The sequence below is a fragment of the Tessaracoccus flavus genome (genome assembly GCF_001997295.1).
In the GTDB taxonomy this organism is placed as follows: domain Bacteria; phylum Actinomycetota; class Actinomycetes; order Propionibacteriales; family Propionibacteriaceae; genus Arachnia; species Arachnia flava.
Genome location: NZ_CP019605.1, coordinates 541,140 through 560,586, shown reverse-complemented (window position 1 = coordinate 560,586; position 19,447 = coordinate 541,140). Strand labels below are relative to the sequence as shown.

The 19,447-nt window shown below is 67.2% G+C and carries 17 protein-coding genes and 3 tRNA genes; 5 read left to right on the top strand and 15 right to left on the bottom strand.

Annotation, left to right across the window (positions count from 1 at the left end):
- Window positions 1-81 precede the first annotated feature (81 nt).
- From RPIT_RS02425 to RPIT_RS02410, 4 genes are all read left to right on the top strand, one after another.
- Window positions 82-1,431: a Na+/H+ antiporter family protein gene (locus RPIT_RS02425; protein ID WP_077340269.1), complete on the top strand. Its 1,350-nt coding sequence runs from the start codon at window positions 82-84 to the stop codon at window positions 1,429-1,431.
- Between the two features lie 57 nt (window positions 1,432-1,488).
- Window positions 1,489-1,561: transfer RNA gene (locus RPIT_RS02420), tRNA-Glu, on the top strand.
- 122 nt (window positions 1,562-1,683) lie between these two features.
- Window positions 1,684-1,757 (top strand) — tRNA-Asp (locus RPIT_RS02415).
- A gap of 22 nt (window positions 1,758-1,779) precedes the next feature.
- A tRNA-Phe gene (locus tag RPIT_RS02410) sits at window positions 1,780-1,856 on the top strand.
- Between the two features lie 51 nt (window positions 1,857-1,907).
- Here the strand turns inward: RPIT_RS02410 and RPIT_RS02405 are convergent.
- The 9 genes from RPIT_RS02405 to RPIT_RS02365 form a co-directional block, all read right to left on the bottom strand.
- Window positions 1,908-2,645, bottom strand: a complete 738-nt coding sequence (locus RPIT_RS02405) for a hypothetical protein (protein ID WP_077340267.1) — start codon at window positions 2,643-2,645, stop codon at window positions 1,908-1,910.
- Between the two features lie 107 nt (window positions 2,646-2,752).
- The gene (locus tag RPIT_RS02400; RefSeq protein ID WP_077340265.1) at window positions 2,753-3,313 is read right to left on the bottom strand and encodes a TlpA family protein disulfide reductase; all 561 of its coding nucleotides are present in this window, start codon (window positions 3,311-3,313) and stop codon (window positions 2,753-2,755) included.
- Window positions 3,306-4,214, bottom strand: a complete 909-nt coding sequence (gene ccsB / locus RPIT_RS02395) for a c-type cytochrome biogenesis protein CcsB (RefSeq protein ID WP_077340263.1) — start codon at window positions 4,212-4,214, stop codon at window positions 3,306-3,308. Before ccsB ends, RPIT_RS02400 begins: the two co-directional genes overlap by 8 nt.
- Entirely contained in the window at window positions 4,207-5,601 is a 1,395-nt protein-coding gene (locus RPIT_RS02390) for a cytochrome c biogenesis ResB family protein (protein WP_218121508.1), read from the bottom strand. The genes ccsB and RPIT_RS02390 overlap by 8 nt, the downstream gene beginning before the upstream one ends.
- Window positions 5,602-5,605: 4 nt before the next feature.
- The gene (locus RPIT_RS02385) at window positions 5,606-6,409 is read right to left on the bottom strand and encodes a tetratricopeptide repeat protein (protein WP_077340261.1); all 804 of its coding nucleotides are present in this window, start codon (window positions 6,407-6,409) and stop codon (window positions 5,606-5,608) included.
- The gene (locus RPIT_RS02380; protein WP_077340259.1) at window positions 6,396-7,880 is read right to left on the bottom strand and encodes an ammonia-forming cytochrome c nitrite reductase subunit c552; all 1,485 of its coding nucleotides are present in this window, start codon (window positions 7,878-7,880) and stop codon (window positions 6,396-6,398) included. The genes RPIT_RS02385 and RPIT_RS02380 overlap by 14 nt, the downstream gene beginning before the upstream one ends.
- Before the next feature lie 5 nt (window positions 7,881-7,885).
- Window positions 7,886-8,371 (bottom strand): cytochrome c nitrite reductase small subunit, encoded by a 486-nt coding sequence (gene nrfH, locus RPIT_RS02375; RefSeq protein WP_077340257.1) that lies wholly within the window; start codon window positions 8,369-8,371, stop codon window positions 7,886-7,888.
- Between the two features lie 111 nt (window positions 8,372-8,482).
- Window positions 8,483-9,511, bottom strand: a complete 1,029-nt coding sequence (locus tag RPIT_RS02370) for an alpha/beta hydrolase (protein ID WP_077340255.1) — start codon at window positions 9,509-9,511, stop codon at window positions 8,483-8,485.
- Window positions 9,447-9,674, bottom strand: a complete 228-nt coding sequence (locus tag RPIT_RS02365) for a DUF3073 domain-containing protein (RefSeq protein WP_077340253.1) — start codon at window positions 9,672-9,674, stop codon at window positions 9,447-9,449. Before RPIT_RS02365 ends, RPIT_RS02370 begins: the two co-directional genes overlap by 65 nt.
- 258 nt (window positions 9,675-9,932) lie before the next feature.
- Between RPIT_RS02365 and RPIT_RS02360 the strand changes: the two genes are divergently transcribed.
- Window positions 9,933-12,146, top strand: coding sequence for an NADP-dependent isocitrate dehydrogenase (locus RPIT_RS02360; protein WP_077340251.1), 2,214 nt, complete (start codon window positions 9,933-9,935; stop codon window positions 12,144-12,146).
- Window positions 12,147-13,185: 1,039 nt separating this feature from the next.
- Here RPIT_RS02360 and RPIT_RS02355 read toward each other — a convergent pair.
- From RPIT_RS02355 to purF, 6 genes are read right to left on the bottom strand one after another with little or no spacing between them, the layout of a single operon-like run.
- Window positions 13,186-14,442, bottom strand: coding sequence for an MFS transporter (locus tag RPIT_RS02355; RefSeq protein ID WP_226996317.1), 1,257 nt, complete (start codon window positions 14,440-14,442; stop codon window positions 13,186-13,188).
- A gap of 10 nt (window positions 14,443-14,452) precedes the next feature.
- Window positions 14,453-14,887 carry a MarR family winged helix-turn-helix transcriptional regulator gene (locus RPIT_RS02350; RefSeq protein ID WP_093664632.1) on the bottom strand — a complete coding sequence of 145 codons (435 nt, stop codon included), beginning with the start codon at window positions 14,885-14,887 and terminating at the stop codon, window positions 14,453-14,455.
- Window positions 14,888-14,941: 54 nt separating this feature from the next.
- The gene (locus tag RPIT_RS02345; RefSeq protein WP_077340245.1) at window positions 14,942-15,877 is read right to left on the bottom strand and encodes an AEC family transporter; all 936 of its coding nucleotides are present in this window, start codon (window positions 15,875-15,877) and stop codon (window positions 14,942-14,944) included.
- Window positions 15,878-15,918: 41 nt separating this feature from the next.
- Entirely contained in the window at window positions 15,919-16,851 is a 933-nt protein-coding gene (locus tag RPIT_RS02340; protein WP_077340243.1) for an AEC family transporter, read from the bottom strand.
- A 15-nt stretch (window positions 16,852-16,866) separates the two neighbouring features.
- A complete protein-coding gene (gene purM, locus RPIT_RS02335; protein ID WP_077340241.1) occupies window positions 16,867-17,907 on the bottom strand; it encodes a phosphoribosylformylglycinamidine cyclo-ligase in 1,041 nt (346 codons plus the stop codon).
- On the bottom strand, window positions 17,904-19,352 hold the full coding sequence (purF, locus tag RPIT_RS02330) for an amidophosphoribosyltransferase (protein WP_077340239.1): 1,449 nt from the start codon (window positions 19,350-19,352) through the stop codon (window positions 17,904-17,906). The genes purM and purF overlap by 4 nt, the downstream gene beginning before the upstream one ends.
- Window positions 19,353-19,447: the final 95 nt, after the last annotated feature.

Sequence of the window (19,447 nt, the reverse complement as noted above, 5' to 3'; positions counted from 1 at the left end):
CCCCGTGCCAGCCGACCCCGGGCGGACAGATATCCTGCCCGGGGTTCGGAGCGTCCGGACCGCCGATCCACGAGGTCCCACATGAACGCCGTCGTCGTCTCCGTCATCGTCATGCTCGCGCTGTCCGTCGCGCGCGTGCACGTGGTCCTGGCTCTGTTCCTCGGGGCATTGACAGGCGGCCTTTTAGCGGGGCTCGGCCTCGAGGCGACGATGGTCGCTTTCCAGGACGGACTCGCGGGCGGCGCCAAGATTGCGCTGAGCTATGCGCTGCTGGGCGCGTTCGCCATGGCGGTCGCGCACTCCGGACTCCCCCAGTTGCTCGCCAACTGGCTCATCACCCGGCTCGACGCGGACGACATGACGACATCGCAGAAGGTCCGCGCCTGGGCGAAGTGGGGAATGATCGGCGGGATCCTGGCGATGGCCGTCATGAGCCAGAACCTCATCCCGGTGCACATCGCCTTCATCCCGCTGCTGATCCCGCCGCTGCTGGTCATCATGAGCCGGCTCCGGCTGGACCGCCGCGCCATGGCCTGCGTGCTGACCTTCGGACTCGTCACCACCTACATGTTCCTGCCAATCGGGTTCGGCAAGATCTTCCTCACCGACATCCTCTACGGCAACATCATTTCGTCCGGCCTCGACGTCAGCGACGTCCCCGTGATGAGCGCCATGGGCATCCCGGCCCTCGGCATGCTGATCGGCCTGATCGTCGCGCTCACCGTCACCTACCGCCGGCCCCGCGACTACAACCCGGACGCCGCGATCGACACCGACGCGCCCACCGTCATCCGAACGAAGAACATCGTCATCGCGCTGATCGCGATCGTCGCCTCGTTCACGATCCAGACCTGGCTGACGCTCATCGACTCGCAGGCCGACTCTCTGCTCGTGGGCGCGTTGGCGGGGCTCTGCCTGTTCATCATCACCGGAGCTGTGAAGTGGACCGACGCGGATGCGGTCTTCACCGGCGGCATGCGCATGATGGCCCTCATCGGGCTCATCATGATCGCTGCGCAGGGGTTCGCCGCCGTCATGCAGGCCACCGGCCAGATCGCGCCGCTCGTCGAGGGCGTCGCCGGCGCTTTCGCCGGCAACAGGGCGGTGGGGGCGCTCGCCATGCTGTTCGTGGGGCTGCTCGTGACGATGGGCATCGGCAGCTCGTTCTCGACGCTGCCGATCATCGCGGCCATCTACGTCCCGCTCTGCGCCGCCCTGGGGTTTTCCCCCGTCGCCACCGTCTCGATCATCGGCACAGCGGGCGCCCTGGGCGACGCCGGATCCCCGGCGTCCGATTCCACCCTGGGCCCGACCGCGGGCCTCAACGCCGACGGCCAACACGACCACATGCGCGACACGGTCATCCCCACCTTCCTTCACTTCAACCTGCCGCTGCTGGCCGCCGGCTGGGTTGCGGCCATGGTGCTGTAACGCTCTTTGCGCAGGTTTGTCGGAAGGTCCCGATTCCCCCTATGCTTGGCGTTGCTGGTCCCCATCGTCTAGCGGCCTAGGACCCCGCCCTTTCACGGCGGTAGCACGGGTTCGAATCCCGTTGGGGATGCTACGCGCCTCCTCCCCCAGGAGGCGCAAACCGGTAGCGACAAGGGCTTTTGGTCGATTTCCCATCGAGGCAAAAGTCACGCTATAGTTACCGGGCTGGCTCAGCCAGCAGGTCAAGAAATTGGCCCCGTAGCGCAGTTGGTTAGCGCGCCGCCCTGTCACGGCGGAGGTCGCGGGTTCGAGTCCCGTCGGGGTCGCTAGGTCGGTCATCGGCCTGATGGCCAGGTAGCTCAGCTGGTAGCAGCGTTCGCCTGAAAAGTGAAAGGTCGCCGGTTCGATCCCGGCCCTGGCCACCACCCCGCTCCGGCGGGGTTTTTTCATGCCTCGACGGGCCCGCTCCCAGCGCCTCAGCTCGGCAGGCCGTGATAAACCCTCACCTCCGCCTGCCTCACCCGCGACATGGAGCAGGCGACGAGTTCGCCGGGGACGGTGACGCCGTCGAAGGTGGCGGTCGCCTGGCAATCCCGCTCCCAGCCCTTGGTCCCCTCCAGCCACATGACGTAGCGGTCCGTAACATGCGTCCGCTCGTCGATGCGACGGGTCGGCCCGGACCCGCTGAAGGAGACGTCGACCTCGACCGTTGCCTCCGACCCTGTGCCGGACACCCAGTCGCTCACCTGGACGGGGACCAGTGCCGTCGCGTGCGTCTGGTCGAGGCGTGGATCGACGGCCACGTCGACGTCGACCGCCCTCCCGAACTCCTCTGTGGCCGGCAGACACGTCCGCTCGACGACACCAGGATCGACCTCGAAATCGGCGACGGTGCACGTGTAGCTGAAGATCTTCACCACCCCGCTCTTGCGATCGTGAAGGTGGAACTCGCTGCCCGCCTGCTCGCGCCCCGAGGAGTAGAAGGCCATGACATCCGCCCCCGAGCACATGTCACCCACATCGGCAGCAGACAGATCGGGACATGTGCTCCACGAGGCCATGGAGGCGTAGCCGGAGAAGGTGAGTTTGAAGACCCCGGCGCCCTGAGCGGGTGCGGCGGCCGCACCCGATGAGAGAGCTGTCAGGGTTGCCAGAGCGAGGATCGCAAGCGTGCCTGATGCACGGATGCTCCGGCTGGCTGAACGGATGGACATGGCGTAGCTCCTGTTCCAGGCCCGGTCGCCTGATCTCAGAGTGCGCCTGCTCTGACGCGTTGTCAATGGTCAGTCTGCGCCGCCGTTCCAGGCGGGCCGGACCACGGTCAGGCGACGCCCACCAACGCCAGCTTCTCGTCGATCTCGGCGGGCGACAGCGCCCCCTTGTGCACGGCCCTGATGACTCCGTCCGCGTCGACGAAGAAGTGGGTGGGCACCGATGTGGCCAGGTAGGTGAGCGAGATCTCTCCGATGGGGTCGGGCACGCTGCGGATGGTGAGCTTCATCCGCTCCGCGTAGTCGGTGACGAGGTCGCGGTCCTCCCGCATGTAGAAGGCCACCACGTCGATCCTGTCGGAGGCCTCCTCAACATCGGGCAACTCAGCTCGGCAGATGGAGCACCACGTGGCCTGGAACAGGAGCCAGAGCGGTTTGCCCGCGTAGTCCTCGAGCTGGACGGGGACTCCGTCGAGGTCGAGCCCCCTGAAGTCCGGCGCGCTCGCCCCGACCTTCGGCCCGTCTCCGGGGACGCCCTCCGCGGCGTCCGAGGCTGCGGTGGCGTCGCTCCCCCGCACGAGGTGAATGGCGCCGAGCACGAGCGCGGTGAGCAGGACCAGCCCCAGGACGCCCACCAGGCGCCCCCTGAGCAGTCCGCCGGGATCACGCATACGAATGCAGCCCACCGAAGAAGTGGTTGCCGAAGTACGCGAAGAGCACGGTCAGGAATCCCAGCACCAGCAGCCAGGCGGCTCGGCGCCCGCGCCAGTCGCGCACCACCCGCGCGTGGAGGAAGGCACCGTAGACGAGCCACGTGACCAGAGCCGCAGTCTCCTTCGGGTCCCAGCCCCAGTAGCGCCCCCACGCGGTCTCAGCCCACACCGATCCGAGCACGATCATGATCGTGAGCAGCGGGAAGGTGACCACGGCGGCCCGGTAGCCCACGTCGTCGAGCACCTCCTCGCGCGGCAGCGGCAGGCGCCGCATCATCGGCTTCACGAGATAGAGGACGGCCGCGCCGAACGACACACATGCCGCACCGTAGGCGATGATGGCGAAGCCCACGTGAAGGCTGAGGAGCAGGTTGTTCTGCAGCGCCGGGATGAGCGGGCGCACGCCGGTGTCGAGGCTGAGCGCATACACGAGCATCACCGCAGCGACCGGGAGGACGATGAGCGAGAGCATCCGCACGCGGTACTTCAGCTCGAAGAAGAGGTTGACCACGAGGATGCCCCACGTGAAGGCGACGGCGAACTCGTGCTGGTTCGCGAACGGGCCGTGCCCCGTGACGCCGGCCCTGACCGCCATGTAGACGGTGAGCAGCACGATGGCGATCACCTCGAAGGCCGTGGCGTACCAGGAGAGGCTGCTCCGCTTCTCCTTCACCGTGACGGCGGGGGGTGGCTCGGTGGCCTCCAGCGGCCCGCCACCCACGCTGACCGTGGCGCGGCTCTGCGCCTGCCGGGCAACAGGTCGCCGCTTGCGGCTCGTGACCAGGACGATGTCGCTGATCAGGCCGAGGAGCACGAACACCGCGGCCGCGGTGACTAGATATTCAGCCCACTCAAGCATCGAGGAGCTCCTTCCTGGCGTCCGGGGCGGTCGCATCAATCTGTTCCACGAGTGCGCGGAAATGTCGCTCGAAGGTCGAGTCAAGTTTCTCGGCGGAAGCGATCCGGACGATCGATCCGCCCTCGTCGGCCACGGCGCGCACCCAGAGGCGGCGGTGGCGCAACATGAAGGTCATGGACATGCCGATGATCAGGAGAGCCGATCCGACCCACATCCAGACGGCGCCCGGATCCTGGCGGGCGATGATGCCGGTGTAGCGCTGCTCCCGCTCGAAGGTCAAGCTCAGGGCCCCGCTGGTGACGGTCTCGCCCTGCGCGGCGGGAACGACGTCGAGCTTCTCGCCGCTCGCGACGCTGTAGAGCTCGAAGACGGCGCTGCCTGCCTCGATGTTCGCATCCATCGCGCCTGACGCCGGGGTCACCACCAGCACCTCGATCCCGGTGCCCTCCGGCGTGACCTTACCGATGGCGTAGCGCCCGTCGGTGCTCGACCACTTGAGCGGGACCGAACCTGCGAACAGCGTGGAGCCCGCCGCGTCGGCGATGGAGACGGCCGCAGCGATCCCGAAGGAGGCCTGGTGCAGGGCGGTGTCGCCGACTCTCAGCGGCGTGTTGACCCGCACGTCCTGGGCTGCCACCTGTGCCCCGTCCTGCAGCACCACCAGGTGGCTGACGTAGTCGGTCGGCCGTCCCATGTCGTCGTACGAGTCCTTGAACGAGTCGGCCCGCACTGTCAGCCCCGTGCCGTGACCCACCTCGACGGTCTCACCGACCGCGATGTCGAGGTTCTCCTCGAAGCCCGTGAAGGCCGAGACGGCAAAGGCGGCCAGGATCACGACCATGGCCGCGTGCGCGATGGCGGTGCCGAACGGCCCCCAGCGGAAACGGTCGGCGTAGAAGCCGACGGCCTGACCGCCGACCAGCTTCTCGTCGGGCAGCCACCTGTACCGCTGCTTGGCCAGTGCGCGCAGAACGTGATCCGCCGCCTCGTCGGGAGGCAGCGGAAGGGCCAACTCGGCCCGGTACTGGGCGCGCTCGAAGAACTTCTCGGTGACGTGGGTGCGCGGACGGGTGGCGCGGGCCCAGAGCTGCGGCAGGCGGTGGACGGTGCACGCGATGATGCTGAGCGCCAACAGCACCGCCGTGCCGAGGAACAACGGGGACGACCAGAGGTTGAAGAAGCCCAGGTAGTCGAACACCGACGTCCACCCGCCGTAGCGGGGACGCACGGATTCCACCCAGTCGGCACGGGCCGCGGAGTCCGTGAACGTCGGAGCCTGCTGGATCATCGTGCCGAGCAGCGCGAACACGGCAAGCGCCAGGATGACCACGACGGCCAACAGCTTGGAGCGAAGGAAACGGTAGATCGCGTCGAACAGTTCTCTCACCGGGTCACTCCTGAGTCTGCGACGGCGACGGCGCCGCGGAGGGTGCCTCGAGGGCGGCCAGGTGGGATTCGACAGTCGCCGCCAGGTCTGACTCCGGGGCCACCTCAAGCACCTGCTCCCAGTCGGCCCGCGCGCCCTCGACGTCGGGCGGGTCCTGAGCCAGGTGGACGAAGCCGAGGTTGAACCAGGCCTGCGGGTTGCGCGGGTCCACGTCGGTGACCTTCGTCCACAGCTCCTCGGCGCGGGGGATGTCTCCGGCGTTGAACTTCAGCACGCCGAGTTCGAGGTTGACCGCCACATCATCGGGTGCCTCCGCCAGCATCTCCTCCAACTCGGCCATGCGGCTCGTGGTATCGGCTGCGTTCGCGGGGGCGGCGGTGTTCATGCCCGGATCTGCGGTTTCCTGCGGCCGGCCCAGCTGGAAGATCCCATAGACGAGCGCGACGACGACCAGCAGACCCACCAACGGAACGAGCGGGCTCGAGCGGCGCTGGGGCGCGACGTAGGTGGGCTCCTTGTCGCGGGGAGTATGCACGAGGGGCCGACGGCGGGGCTCGTCGTCGTGCTCCCCCAGTTCGGCCAGGGCCAGGTCCGCCGGGTCATCTGCGGCGGGCCGAGCAGGCGCAGGTGCGGGGCCGGCCGCCGCACGGATCTCAGCGGCGCGTGCCGCCGCCCAGTCGCGCACGGACGGAGGTGCGCTCTCCAGGAAGTGGAGGATCTCCGCGTCGTTGTCGTTCGGGGCAGCGGAAGGGACGGGGCCTCCGACCTGGTCGGAGGCCCCGAACCTCATGCCGTCATCGGTTTCCACGTTCCGCGGTCTTCTGCTCGTTCTCGAGCGAGAGTTCGGACGGCTCCAGGGACTCCGGGTCAACACCCTGCAGCACCAGCTGACCCTTGCGGGAGGCATCGAGCGAATCGGCCAGGATGCGCTGGATGTAGGCCGGTGCGTGGAACCCGTAGGAGTTCTCCGAGTACACGTAGTCGAGGTAGAAGCTGGCCTTGTTCTGGAACTCGCGGGCGGCGTCGATCTGCTCGGCCGGCGTCCCATCCGTCTGCGCGGTCTCCAGCGCGCGGATGAGCGCCACGAGCGAATCGAAGGCGACGTCCCGGGTGCCGATGAACTGATCCTGAATCGACACCACGCGATCCTCCATCTCCTCGGCCGAGGTGTGGTGGCAGGTCATGCACGAGCTGTTGACGGCCAGCAGCGGGGACTGGATGTGGTGGTCGGTGACCTTCCGGGCCCCTTCGCTCTTGTAGGGCATGTGGCAGTCGGCGCAGCTCACGCCGTTGGCCGCGTGGACGGAGTTGGACCAGAAGATGTCGAACTCGGGATGCTGCGCCTTGACGACCTCCGCACCCGTCGTCGCGTGGGTGAAGTCCTTGTGGCCGTCCTCGCCGTAGTACTCCCAGATCTCGTCGATGTCGAGGCCCTTGCTCCACGGGAACGTGAGCTCCTTGGTGTCCTTCTCGAAGTAGTACTCCACGTGGCACTGGCCGCAGACGAAGGTCCGCATCTCCTGGCGGGTGGCGTCGCGGTTGACGTCGTAGTCGTCGATTCCCTCAGACTTCTTGAGCGCCGCGATGCCCTTTTCGAACGCCGGCCGGGTCACCCGCAGGTCCATGGTCTCGGGGTCGTGGCAGTCGATGCACGCCACTGGGTGGTCGACCAGCTGCGTCACCTCGTTGTACGGCATCTGGTTCATCGCCTGGAAGCCGGCCTCGCGGTCTCCGTCGCCGAGGTCGTTCATCAGCTTGACGGTGGACGCGTGGCAGTTGAGGCAGGTGCCGGGCTGCTCGAAGTCGGCCACCCGGATGGTGTAGCGCTGGTCCTCCAGCATGTAGGCGTGGCCGCGGGCGTGGCGGTAGTCCTCCGCGAAGGGGTAGCCGGCCCACATGTCGACGAGGCGCGGGTCCTCCTCCAGCCGGCTCGTGGCTGTGATGGTGCGCGGATCGAGTTCTGTGGCCTCCCGCTCGGAGGGCTGCGAGCCGGCGTGGGTGGTGCCGTTCATCTCGGACGTCTTGAGGTACGAATCGTACTGAGACGGGAAGTTCTGCCCCCAGACGGCCGGGTCCACGACGGTGTCGTCGAGGTCGACCACTTTGGTGTAGGAGTCCCTCGCCTCCCCCATCCTCTCGATGACGTTGGCCAGGATCGCCGTGATGCCTGCCGTCACGATCGCGGTCAGTGCGATCGCGGCGATGATGAAGCCGATCCTCCGGTTACTGGTCCTCCTCGGTGTTGGCTCAACCTGGGAGCTGCCGGTGTCGTCTGACATGTTCCTCACCTGCTCTTGTGACCGACGTTGACGTGGCAGCTGGTGCAGTTGATCTGCTCGCTGCCAGAGGTCATCCGCATAGTGCTCGTGAAGTCCGCATGACAGTAGAGGCACGCCTCGTTGGTCACTTTGCGGTTGGACTCACGGATCTCGATGTTCTCGGGGTACCAGCCGGTGGTGAACTTCAGCCCGTGCCAGAACCCGTTGTCTGCCTTGACGTAGTACTTGTGGATGATGTTGTCGTGCGGCGCGTGGCAGTCGTTGCACCCAGCCACGTTGCTGTGGCTGCCGGAGATCCAGGCGCTGTACTGACGTTCCATCACGTGGCAGTTGACGCAGGCAGCAGGATCGGAGCCTAGGTACGAGATGCCCTTTGCGTACACGAAGGTGAAGAGACCGACCCCGATCAGTGAACCCACAACGAAGATCGCTGCGGCCATCAAGATCCGAGGCCGCGTGAACCACGCTCCGATGCGCTGAATAAGGGTCATAGCAACTTCTCCTACTACGAAGCGTAGTGCCATGAGGGCTCACAGGGGCGAGGTGGGGGCAGTTAATCGCAGTTTTTGTGAATCAAACGGCGGGTGCCGGGAGGCTCCTGGTCAGGAGGCGTAGCAGCGCAGGAAGCGTGCGTACTCATCGAGCACCTTCGCGCGCACCTGGGGGCCGGACAAGACGAGATCGTGCATGCCATCGACGAACTTGGCGATCGTCACATGCCGGCCCAGCTTGGGCGCGCGCACTGCGATGCGTTCCACGTCGAGGACGATGTCGGCCAACTTCAACGCGTCGTCCCAGGTGCGGCGGAAATCGCTGCGGTCGGCAATCACGACGAGGACCGGACAGTCGATGTCCAGCCCCGCTGCGACCTTGGCGTGGCCTTCGAGGATCGCGGCCAACCAGCCCACGCGAACGGCGAAGGCCGGATCTCCCTTGAGGTTGAGGTTGTACTCCCACTCTCCCCCATCGGCCTTGGAGATGGAGCGGCGGTAGAACCCGCTGTCCGGCAGCTTGAGCGCCGTCGTCGGCGCCACTGCACGGGCCGCGGCCACCACCGGCTGCGTGGCGGGCCTCACGACGGCGTTGCCCTGCAACTCCAGCCACGGGGCGTTGAGCACCAACGCCGCGAAGGTGCCCGGACGCTCGCTCGCGTACAGCGACGTCACGAGGCCGCCCGTCGAGTGCCCCATCAGCACGATCTTCTCGTGTCCGGCGTCCCGCAATTCCTGGACGGCGAGGTCGAGTTCTGTGTAGTAGTCAGTCAGATCGGCGATGTAGCCGGCCAACTGCTGCGGGCGCAGCGACCGTCCGTATCGGCGGAGCTCGAGGGCGTAGAAATCGAAGCCGAGATCATCCATCGCGTCCGCCAGGTGGGTCTGGAAGAAATAGTCGCTCCAGCCGTGCACATAGAGGACGGCCTGGCGCCTTGTCGGCGGGTTCCGCCGGACCAGGGTGGCGACGAGGCTCCCCTCGGGCTCCTGCGCGTAGGTCGGCTCATCGGGCAGCGCAAACTCGCGCGCCTGGTAGCCGCTGAGTTCTACGTCAGCGGCCCAGCCCAGCGTCGGATCAGGACGAGCGTCGTTCGTCGTAGTCGTCGTCGTAATCGTCGCCCGCCAGATCTGCGTAGGCATCGGGGATCTCATGAACAGCGTCGTCAGCACCACTCACGGTGTCGTCGACGAATGCGTCGCCGCGGAGCTCACGCTCCAGTGACGCGAAATCGGTGTCGATCGCGCGATACTTCAGATCACGCGCCACCCTCGTCTGCTTCGCCTTTGCTCGGCCGCGCCCCATATCGGGTCGACCCCCTTGCTTTGTCCCACGCGGACTGGCCGCGGATCTGTCAGATACTCGTGGGGTACAGGCTACCTAATCAGTTCGACTAAGCCAAAGGCGCGTGGATTGGTGGAACTACAGGTTGACGGTCGCCGGGATGGGCGGGCCCGACCAGCCGCGTCGGGCCGGCGGACAGCGCACGGTTGCCGAGCGGCACTCGACGGATCAGGGCTAAGCTGAGGGGCGCATTCAACCTCGAGGAGTTCCCGAAGCACCATGGGCAAGATCATCTACACCCTCACCGACGAGGCCCCCCTTCTCGCCACGTATTCCTTCCTCCCGATCGTCGAGAGCTTCGCCGGTCAGGCTGGTGTCGACGTCGAGACCCGAGACATTTCGCTGGCCGGACGCATCCTGGCGCAGTTCGCCGACCGTCTCCCCGCCGAGCAGCAGGTCGACGACGCCCTGTCCGAGCTGGGCGAGCTTGCGAAGACGCCGGAGGCCAACATCATCAAGCTGCCGAACATCTCGGCCTCCGTCCCGCAGCTCAAGGCCGCGATCACGGAACTGCAGGCTCAGGGCTTCGCACTACCGGACTACCCGGAAGATCCCCAGACCGACGAGGATCGGGAAACCCGCGCACGCTACGACCGGGTGAAGGGGTCCGCCGTCAACCCGGTTCTCCGCGAAGGGAACTCTGACCGTCGGGCGCCCGAGTCGGTCAAGAACTACGCGAAGAAGAACCCGCACCGCATGGGCGCCTGGGACGCTGGCTCCAAGACCGCCGTCGCCACGATGGATGAGGGCGACTTCCGCCACAACGAGCAGTCTGTCGTGCTGCCCGCCGCCGATGTGCTGACCATCCGGCACCGTGCCGCGGACGGCACCGAGACCATCCTCAAGGACGGTCTCAAGGTGCTCGCGGACGAGGTGGTGGACGCCACCGTCATGCGTGCGGCCGCTCTCGACGATTTCCTCCGCAACCAGGTGGCGGCCGCGAAGGACTCCGGGGTTCTCTTCTCGGTCCACCTCAAGGCGACGATGATGAAGGTCTCCGACCCGATCATCTTCGGCCACGTCATCCGCGCCTTCTTCCCCGCGGTGTTCGAGCAGTACGGCGCCGACCTCGCCGCGGCGGGCCTCTCCCCCAACGACGGCCTCGGCGCGATCCTCGCTGGCCTCGACGCCCTCCCCAACGGGGCGGAGATCCGCGCGGCGTTCGAGCAGGGGCTGGCGGACGGGCCGGAGCTTGCCATGGTGAACTCCGACAAGGGCATCACCAACCTGCATGTGCCCTCCGACGTCATCGTGGACGCCTCGATGCCCGCGATGATCCGGCAGTCGGGCCACATGTGGGGCCCCGACGGCGAGGAGGCCGACACGCTCGCGGTCCTGCCCGACTCGTCGTACGCCGGCGTCTACCAGGCCGTGATCGAGGACTGCAAGGCCAACGGCGCCTTCGACCCGACGACGATGGGCACGGTCCCCAATGTCGGGCTCATGGCGCAGAAGGCCGAGGAGTACGGCTCTCACGACAAGACCTTCGAGATGAAGGCCGACGGTGTCGTCGAGGTGGTCAACTCGGCCGGAGACGTGCTGATGAGCCACGAGGTCGGCGCGGGCGATATCTGGCGCGCCTGCCAGGCCAAGGACGCGCCGATCCAGGACTGGGTTAAGCTCGCCGTCAGCCGAGCCAGCGCCACCGGGTGGCCGGCGGTGTTCTGGCTCGACCCCGAGCGCGCGCACGATCTGAACCTCATCGAGAAGGTCAAGACCTACCTGGCCGACCACGACACGGAGGGCCTCACGATCGAGATCCTTTCGCCCGTCGAGGCCACGAAGTACACGATCGAGCGCCTCCGGCGCGGCGAGAACACGATTTCGGTCACCGGCAACGTGCTGCGCGATTATCTGACCGACCTGTTCCCGATCCTCGAACTTGGCACCTCCGCCAAGATGCTGTCCGTCGTACCGCTCATGGCCGGCGGAGGCCTGTTCGAGACGGGTGCCGGCGGATCGGCGCCCAAGCATGTCCAGCAGTTGGTGGAGGAGAACTATCTGCGATGGGACTCGCTGGGCGAGTTCCTGGCGTTGGCCGCGTCGTTCGAGCACCTGGCTCAGGCCGAGGGCAACGATCGGGCTGGCGTGCTGGCCACGACCTTGGATCGGGCGACCGGGCAGTTCCTCGACAACGACAAGTCCCCCACGCGCCGGCTGGGCGGGGTCGACAACCGCGGATCCCACTACTGGTTGGCCCGCTACTGGGCCGAGGAGCTCGCCACGCAGTCCGACGACGCCCGACTGGCGGAGATCTTCCGCCCCGTCGCCGACGCCCTGACCGAAGCAGAGGAGACCATCGTCTCGGAACTCATCGCAGTCCAGGGATCCCCCGCCGACATCGGCGGCTACTTCCGTCCCGACGACCAGAAGGCGGCGGCCGTCATGCGCCCGTCGGCCACCTTCAACCAGATCATCGACAGCATCGGCTGATCGACCCATCGCCGAGCGGCGCCACCCTCCCGGGGGGCGCCGCTCGTGCGTTCCGTCCCTCGCGCGGCCGCGAGGAGCGAGCGGACACCCCACCACCGTCCACGTCACCTGGCTTCTATTGACCCACTCTGAAAGGGTCAGTTTGGTGACACGCGCGACCACAGTGGTCGTACATGTCGCTGAATGGCACCTCTCGGCACATGCCTCCGCTCCCTTACCCACGGTGCCGGAACGGCGGGAAAGTGGGGCGAGACGGTGAGGGACGCCCCTCGATACGGTCGCTCGCCCCTCGCTCCCTACTCGGGGAGACGAACAAACCGCCGCTCTTACCTCGCTCCCTACACGGGGAGACGAACGGTGTCAGGCGGCTTCGCGGGAACGCCAACGGGGTCACCGCAACGCCAACGGTCTCCCCGGAACGCCAACGGTTTTGCGGGAACGCCAACGGTTTCGCGGAAACGCCAACGACCACAACCACACGCCCCCGGAGTCCATCGACGCCCCCGAAATATCCGGGGCGTCGATGAATATCGTCGGCGAGTTCCGATCATCGTTGGCGTTGTGGTCTCTGCGTTGGCGTTTCGGCCACCACCCCGTTGGCGGTGCGGTGACTGCGTTGGCGTTCAGGGCTCACCGCGACGTCCCCCTCACCCGGGAAATAGCCGTCCTTCACCCACGGTGCCGGCACGGGCAGACGTCCCCGCCAAGCAAGTGGGGCGAGACGACGGGGGACGCCCCTCGATACGGTCGCTCGTCCCTCGCTCCCTACTCGGGGAGACGAACAAATCACCGCTCTTACCTCGCTCCCTACTCGGGGAGACGAACAAATCACCGCTCTTACCTCGCTCCCTACTCGGGGAGACGAACAAACCACCGCTCTTACCTCGCTCCCTACTCGGGGAGACGAACAAACCACCGCTCTTACCTCGCTCCCTACTCGGGGAGACGAACAAACCACCGCTCTTACCTCGCTCCCTACTCGGGGAGACGAACAAACCACCGCTCTTACCTCGCTCCCTACTCGGGGAGACGAACGGTGTCAGGCGGCTTCGCGGGCCGCGGTCCAGACGCGGAGTCGCAGCGGCCAGCCTCGCTCGACGGCCAGCCTCAAGCCGTCGTGGAGGACCAGGTACGCGAGCACGCCGACGACGGTCAGACCCGTCGCGACCGCGCCGACGGCGATGGACGCGCGCGGACCCCAGACCTCGCCGATCCACCCGATGATGGGCGCGCCCAGCGGCGTGCCTCCCACAAAGATGGCCACGTAGATGGCCATGACGCGCCCGCGGTACTCCGGAGCCGTCGCCAGCTGCACGGAGGCGTTGGCGGTAGTCATCACAGTCAGGGCGAAGAACCCGGCGGGGATCAGCAGAAGCGAGTAGCCGGTGTAGTTGGGCACGACCGTCAGCAGCGCGGAGCTGACCGCGAAGCCCGCCAGCGAGAGCAGCAGAGTACGGAAGCTCGGCTTGGCTCGCCGGGCCGCAAGGAGCGCCCCGGCCAGCGTGCCGACGGCCATGACGGTGCCCAGCATGCCGTACTCGGTGGCACCCTTCTGGAACACCTGGGTGGCCATCGTGGCGTTGTAGATCTGGAAGTTCATCCCGAAGGTACCCAGCATGAAGACGATGACCATGACGATCATCAGATCCGCCCGCCCCGTCAGGTACTTCAGCCCATCCAGGGTCGCGCCGCGCGCCTTGACGGGAGGGGCCGGCTGCAGTTCTGCGGCGTTCATCGACGCGATGGCGACGATCATGGGCAGGAAACTCAGCGCGTTGAACAGCAGCGCCGGACCCACTCCGAAGGCGGCGATGGTCAGTCCTGCGACGCCGGGGCCGACCAGGCGCGCGCCGTTGAAGGAGGTCGAGTTCAGCCCGACTGCGTTCGACAGCAGGCCGGGCGGCACCATCTCGGACACGAACGATTGACGCGCCGGGTTGTCGAAGGCGCTGATCACGCCCTGGAGGAACGCGAAGACGAAGACGTGCCACAGCTGCACGACGTCGAGTGCCACCAGCGCCCACAGGCCGAACGCGGTCGCCGCGAGGAGGATCTGGGTGACCATCAGCAGCTTGCGCTTCGACACGCGGTCCGCCACGGCCCCCGCGTACGGGGCCAGAAGCGGGATCGCGAGGAACTGCAGCGCCGTGACGATGCCCAGGGCGGCGCTGGAGCCGTCGGTGAGTTCGGTGAGCACCAGCCAGTCCTGGCCGATGCGCTGCACCCAGGTGCCGACGTTGCTGACGAGGGCGCCGAGGAAGAAGTAGCGGTAGTTGCGGACGGAGAACGAAGCCAAGAGACGTGAACTACTCGGCACTGGCCACCTCCGAGAGCAGGTCGGCTGCCTGACGAAGCAACGCCAACTGATCCGGCGCCAGACCGGCGATGTGGTGCAGCATCCAGGTGTCGCGGCTCGCGATCGTCTCGTCGATCACCGTGCGGCCGCCGTCGGTGAGCTGGACCAGGATCTGGCGGCCGTCGTCGGGATGCGGGAGCCGCTCGACGAGCCCCTTGTCGGCGAGGCAGTTGACCGACCGCGTCATCGAGGGGGTGCTGACTGAGTCACGACCAGCCAGCTGGGTGGGCGTCTGCGGCCCGTCGTTGTGCAGGCCGACGAGGACGGAGAACAGGTGGGGTGCCACGTCGCTGGTGCTCTCGAAGCGTACGCGGCGGGCGATGCGCTGGCAGGCCACGCGCAGGTCGTTGGCCAGCGTCAGCAGGTCGGAGTCAAAATCAGGCACGGGATCCTTTCGTCGGATCCTTAGCCTAGTTCATTACCCTCGCTAATTCAAGCTTCAACCAGTGAGCGCCACGTACGTGATGAAGGCGGCGACGCTCACCACAGTGTGGAGGCTCAACACGTTGTTCGCGTACGTCATGTCGGCGGCCCGGTGCTTGGGCAGGAAGATCGGCACGATGTAGGGCGGCGGCAGGATCAGGAGGGTGAAGAGGGCAGCCTCGACGATGGGCGGCAGCCCGAGCCACTGCCGAATGACGACGTAGTTGAGGAGCAGTGCCAGCGAGAGCACCACCGCGAACCTGGCCGCGACGAGCGGCGCCGCCTGGCGCACGCCCGCTGCACCGAGCCGGGTGCCGTGGCCGACGACGATGAGGATGATCGGGACGATCGTGGCTGCGAGGTACTGCGTGGCCACGAGCAATGCCCCGCCCACGGCCGTCTCACCGAGCGGGCCACCGACCCCCGTCACGTTAAGGAGCAGCCCGAGCGCGATGGCGATGATCACCGGTGAGGTGGCGAACGAACGCAGCGCCTCCCCCGCACTCACCGCACCCGTCGTGGCCCGCCGCAGCAACGTGACGAAGACGAACCAGATGAAGAACTCGTGACCCAGCCCGACCATCCCGGCCACCGGAACGTTCTCGAGACCGTAGGCGGCCGTGAACAACGCCAGACCCACCATGCCGAACTCGAAGCCGGTGAAGAGGAAGGGGGTCACCTCGCTCGATGAGGGCAGGACACGCTTCGCCACATAGCCCAGCGCCAGGAGCGCCAGGCACACGAGCGGCACGAGGATGATGATGGCGAGGTACTCGGCCTGGAACTCGATGCCGAGGAAGGCGTTGAACAGCACCGCGGGAAGCACGACGTTGACGACGAGCGTCTTGAGGGTGTCCACCCCGGCGTCGGACAGCACCCGGGTGGCTCGCAGCAGCCAACCCAGCCCGATCAGCAGAATGATCGGTAAAACGCTCGCGACGATGTGTCCCATGGGGCACCTCCTGCCAGGACGCTAGCAGCCGGGACGCGGGGTCACCCTGTCGCGGCGACGTAAGCGATGAACAGCCCGACGCTGACCACCGTATGGAGGCTGAGCACGTTGGTGGCGTAGGTGAGATCCGACTGGTGGCGCCGCGGGATGAGGACGGGGAGGATGAATGGAGGAGGCAGGATGAGCAGCGTGAAGAGGGCGGCCTCCACGATGGGAGGCAGCCCGAGGATCCCGTCGACGACGACGTGCCCCAGCCCCAGCGCCAGCGGGACGAGGACCGCGACGCGGACCGCGACGAACGGCGCCGCCTGACGTACCCCGTCGCGGCTGAGCCGGGTCCCATGGCCGACGAAGATGAGCATGAGCGGCACTGCGACGGCCGCCAGGTGCTCGATCGTCGCCAGCACCGCCGCCCCGAGCGCCGCCTCCCCCAGGCGTGCTCCGAGTCCGGTGACATTGACCAGGAGGCCCGCCGCGATGCTGAAGACCACTGGCGAGGTGGCGAACGCCCGCAGCGCCTGACCTGCCGACGACCCCTGCGTCAGCCTCTGCACGAGCGGCACGAACACGAGCCAGATGAACAACTCGTTCCCCAGCCCCACCATGCCGATGGCCGGGAGCTCGCCCAGCCCATAGGCCGCCGCGAACAGCGGGATTCCCACCATCCCGAAGGCGAAGCCCGTGGCGAGGAAGGGGGTGAGCGGATTCAGCCAGCCGACGGCGCGGCGCGCCGCGTAACCGGCCGCCAGCAGCGCGGCTGAGACCGCCACCACGACGCCGACGAGCGCGAGGTACTCCGCGCGCAGCTCGATGGACACGAACGCCTGGAACAGCACCGCGGGCAGGACCACCTTGAAGACGAAGTCCTTGATGGCGTCGACGGCGACAGCGTCGAGCACACGCGCCGCCCGCAGAGCCCAGCCCAACACCAGAAGGAGCAGGATGGGAAGCACGCTGGCGACGATCGCGCCCATCGCGGGAGCCCGTTCCTAAACGAGCACTGCGGTGCCAGGCCCTTCCAGAGCCTGGATCTCACCGATCGTCCAGCCATCGACACCGCGCGCCGCCAATGCCGACAGCGCGCCGTCGACCTGGTCGGGCGGCAGCACCGCGACCATGCCGACCCCCATGTTGAGGGTTGCCTCGATGTCTCGCTGGGAGATGCCGCCGACGCGCTGCACCAGATCGAACACAGGCGGCGGCGTCCAGCTTGAGCGCTGAAGCACGGCCACCATGTCACCAGGGATGACGCGGGCCAGGTTGTTCGCGAGACCACCACCGGTGATGTGGCTCAGCGCGTGCACCTCGACCTTGCCGATGAGGTCGAGGACGTCGAGTGCGTAGATCTTTGTGGGCTCCAGCAGCTCCTCGCCGAGGGTCCGGCCCAGCTCGTCGATCTGGCGGTCGAGGGACCAGCCCGCCTGGTCGAGGAGGACGTGCCGCACCAGGGAGTAGCCGTTGGAGTGCAACCCGGAGGAGGCCATCGCGATCACGGCATCCCCGATGCGGATCCGGTCGGAGCCCAGCATCTTCGAGCGCTCGACCACCCCGGTGGTGGCACCGGCGATGTCGTACTCGTGCGGTTCGAGGAGGCCGGGGTGCTCGGCGGTCTCGCCCCCCACCAGGGCGGCGCCCGAGGCGACGCAGGCGTCGGCGATACCTCCGACGATGGCAGCGATGCGCTCGGGCACCACCTTGCCGCACGCGATGTAGTCCGTGACGAACAGTGGTTCGGCCCCACAGACCACGAGGTCGTCGACGAGCATGCCGATGAGGTCGAAACCGATCGTGTCGTGCTTATCCATGGCCTGGGCGATAGCCACCTTCGTCCCCACCCCATCGGTCGAGGTGGCCAGCACCGGGTGGTCGTAGCCCTTGAGCGCGGAGGCGTCGAAGAAGCCAGCGAATCCGCCCAGGCCCCCGAGCACCTCGGGCCGACGGGCTCGGCCCACCGACGCCTTCATGAGTTCGACGGCGCGGTCGCCGGCCTCGATGTCGACGCCTGCCGCGGCGTAGGCGCTCTGGTTCATGACTTGACCTCCAGGTTGAGCAGTTCTGCGTGGGCTGGCGGTATCGCCACGGGGTAGTCGCCGTCGAAGCAGGCCCGGCACAGGTTCTCAGCGGGCAGCTGCGTGGCCTCGGTCAGGCCGTCCAGCGAAATGTAGCCGAGCGAATCTGCCCCGATCGATCGGCAGATCTCCTCGACGGTCAGTCCGGGCGCGATGAGTTCGGCGCGGGTCGAGAAGTCGATCCCGTAGAAGCACGGCCACTGCACCGGCGGCGACGAGATCCGGACGTGGACCTCCTTCGCACCGGCCTCCCGCAGCATTCTGACCAGAGCCCGCTGCGTGTTGCCTCGGACGATCGAATCGTCCACCACCACGAGCCGCTTGCCGTCGATGACCTCTCGCAGTGGATTGAGCTTCAGCCGGATGCCCAGCTGGCGGATGGTCTGCGTCGGCTCGATGAACGTGCGCCCGACGTAGTTGTTCTTCACCAGCCCCTCGCCGTACGGCAGGCCCGATCCCCGCGCGTAGCCGATGGCGGACGGGATGCCCGACGACGGCGTCGGGATGACCAGGTCCGCGTCGGCGGGGCTCTCTCTGGCGAGGATCTCGCCGATCCTCACGCGCGTGGTGTGCACCCCGCGGCCGGCGATCGTGGTGTCGGGCCTGGCGAGGTAGACGTACTCGAAGATGCAGCCCTTGGGGCGGGAGTCGGCGAAGCGCTGGGACCGCAGCCCCCGTTCGTCGATGGCGATGAACTCGCCCGGTTCGACCTCCCGGACGAAGCTGGCGCCGACGATGTCGAGCGCGGCCGTCTCCGAAGCCACCACCCAGCCGTGCGAGAGTCGACCGATGACGAGCGGCCGGAATCCCTGGGGGTCGCGCGCCGCGAACAGCGTGCGCTCAGTCATGAACGTGAGGCAGAAGGCCCCCTTGAGCCGGGGCAGCACCTTCATCGCGATGGATTCGACCGGTTCCTCACCGAAGCTCGACATCAGCGCGGTGACGAGCGAGGTGTCGTTGGTGGAGTCCATCGTCTTCTTCGCCGGCACCTCGGCCGACGGCGCGAGCTCGGCCAGCCAGGCCTCAAGCTCGTGGGTGTTGGTGAGGTTGCCGTTGTGGGCCAGCGCCAGCCCGCCCCCGGCGACCGCCCGGAACGTTGGCTGGGCGTTGTGCCACACGCTGGCACCGGTGGTGGAGTAGCGCGTGTGGCCGATCGCGAGGCGACCCGGCAGGGACTTGAGCGTCGCCTCGTCGAAGACCTGCGCCACCAGCCCCATGTCTTTGTAGACCATGATGCGAGAGCCGTTGCTGACCGCCATTCCCGCCGACTCTTGGCCGCGGTGCTGGAGGGCGAAGAGCCCGAAGAACGTCAGCTGGGCCACGTCCTCGTCGGGGGCCCAGACGCCGAAGACTCCGCATTCCTCTTTGGGGCCCTCAAGGTCTTTGAGTTCGTCAGTGGCGAGCACGGCCCGACTCTACCTGTCGTCGGCCGTGACGCCACCACTCGACAACTCCGGTGAACAACCCGCCTGAGGATCCCGCATGCCGACCGGGCGTTCGG